This window comes from Myxococcus sp. CA039A (assembly GCF_013336645.1).
GTDB classification, from domain to species: domain Bacteria; phylum Myxococcota; class Myxococcia; order Myxococcales; family Myxococcaceae; genus Myxococcus; species Myxococcus llanfairpwllgwyngyllgogerychwyrndrobwllllantysiliogogogochensis.
Genome location: NZ_JABUMQ010000641.1, coordinates 1 through 1,725, shown reverse-complemented (window position 1 = coordinate 1,725; position 1,725 = coordinate 1). Strand labels below are relative to the sequence as shown.

The 1,725-nt window shown below is 71.6% G+C and carries 2 protein-coding genes and 1 pseudogene; 2 read left to right on the top strand and 1 reads right to left on the bottom strand.

The genetic code is table 11. The features are described from left to right. Together HR086_RS46680 and HR086_RS46675 are read left to right on the top strand one after the other, a co-directional pair. Window positions 1–260: pseudogene (locus HR086_RS46680) on the top strand (MBL fold metallo-hydrolase); the annotation flags it as partial. Further along, window positions 257–511, top strand: coding sequence for a DUF3006 domain-containing protein (locus HR086_RS46675; protein WP_174453059.1), 255 nt, complete (start codon window positions 257–259; stop codon window positions 509–511). The pseudogene HR086_RS46680 and the gene HR086_RS46675, both read left to right, overlap by 4 nt. 78 nt (window positions 512–589) lie before the next feature. Here the strand turns inward: HR086_RS46675 and HR086_RS46670 are convergent. Beyond that, window positions 590–1,725: AgmX/PglI C-terminal domain-containing protein (locus tag HR086_RS46670; protein ID WP_174468892.1), on the bottom strand; the 1,136-nt coding region annotated here is incomplete at its 5' end.

Here is a 1,725-nt window from a genome sequence, read left to right as displayed (position 1 = left end):
CGCCCCCTCCCCCCGAGGACCTGCGGCCCATCGACACGCTCCAGACGACCCGGACGGAGCCGCCCGCGCCCGTGGCGGAGGGGCGCACGGACCGCTCGAAGAAGTACAAGGGCCCGTACCACGCCAGCCGGAAGCGGCAGCTGTTCCACTTCCCGGACTGCGACGGGGCGAAGAAGATCCACCCCGAGAACCTCATCGTCTACAAGACGCGCGAGGCGGCGGCCCAGGAACGACGTCCCGCCCAGGACTGCAACCCATGACGAAGACACGCGTGTCGCGGGCCACGCTGGACCGCATCGAGGACGACGTCGCGGTGCTCATCGTCGAAGGGCGCGAGGTGACACGGCCCCTCACGTCACTCCCCTCGGGCGTGCGCGAGGGTGACGTGCTGGACCTGGAGACGATGCGGGTGGACGCGGAAGCCACCGAGGCGCTGCGCGAGGAAGTGCGCCTGGCGCGTCAGCGGGCGATGCAGGGCAAGAAGCCGCCCGCGGGCGACTTCGACCTCTGAGGCGGACGCTCGGCGGCCGCGCCAGGTCCCGGGGCCTCCCCTCGACGAGAGGAAGAGGCCCGGGGCCCTGGTTCGGGACTACCGCCCGGAGAGGACGAGCGGAATCTCCAGGTCGACGTCCTCACCCGAGAAGCTGGAGAAGACCATGCGCTTGGCACGGTCCCGGATGCAGGTGCCCACCGTGTTCGAGGAGCCGTTCAGGTCCTTGCGGCTGAACGTGGCGGCCTTCACCGCGCCCGACGTGCCCACGGTGGCGGTGAGCGTCACCTTCCCGCCCTTGAAGGACGGATTGCGGCGCAGCTCCTGGTCCACGCAGTCGCGGAACGCGACCTGGGTCTGCTCCACGATGCGCTCCACTTCCTCGTCCGACGGACCGCCCACTTCCTCGGTGTCCGCCGCGGCCACGTCCGCATCCTCGCGGACCTCCGGAGCGACGTCCTTCTTCTCCGTGTCGTTGTAGACCGCCGCGACCTGCTCCTTGGACGGAGCCGCCACGGCGGCGCCCTCGGTGCCGGCCGTCGGCTCGGCGGCCTTGGGCTCGGCGGGCTGCACTGCGGCCGGGGGCGACTCGGGGGTCACCTTCGTCGCAGGCGGCGGAGCTGGCGGGGGCGTCTTGCCCAGCAGCTTGTCGCGCAGCGCGCCCATGCCAGCACCGGTGAAGACGGACTGCTCCACCCGGTTGCCCTCGGCGTCCACCGTCGTCACCCGCAGCGGCATGACGCCCAGCGACTCCGACAACACGTAGGCGGCTCCCACCGGCACGATGATGAGCAGCAGCGCGAAGACGGCGTACTTCCAGCCAGAGTTGCGCCGCGTGACACCCGCCTTCTTGGCGAAGTGACGCGTGTCCTCCCGAGGCCTGCGCTCCTCTTCGTCACCGCCGCCCAGCGAGGCCAGCGGGTCCTCCTGGGGAACGTCGTCCTGGTCCCCCCGCTCTGGAAGGTCCAGGTCGGAGAACAGCTCGTTCAGCGGCGCCGCGCTGGCGGCCGGTGCCGCCCCTCGCCGCGCCGAAGCCTGGGACTGGCCCCGAGGATCAGGCTCACCGAAGTACGTCGTATCCGGGTCCTCCTCGGGCACCCACGCTCGCTGGGGCTCGGGCTGCTGCTCGGGCTCCGGCTCCTGGGGGTACTGCGGCTCCGGCTCGGGGAAGTAGGGCTGCTGCTCGGGCTCCGGCTCCCGGCGAGCAGGTGTGCTCTTCGAGACTCGGGCGGGAG

What these genes read in the sequence shown, in the direction of transcription:
- HR086_RS46675 (WP_174453059.1), top strand. Translation starts at nt 257, where the DNA reads ATGACGAAGACACGCGTGTCGCGGGCCACGCTGGACCGCATCGAGGAC.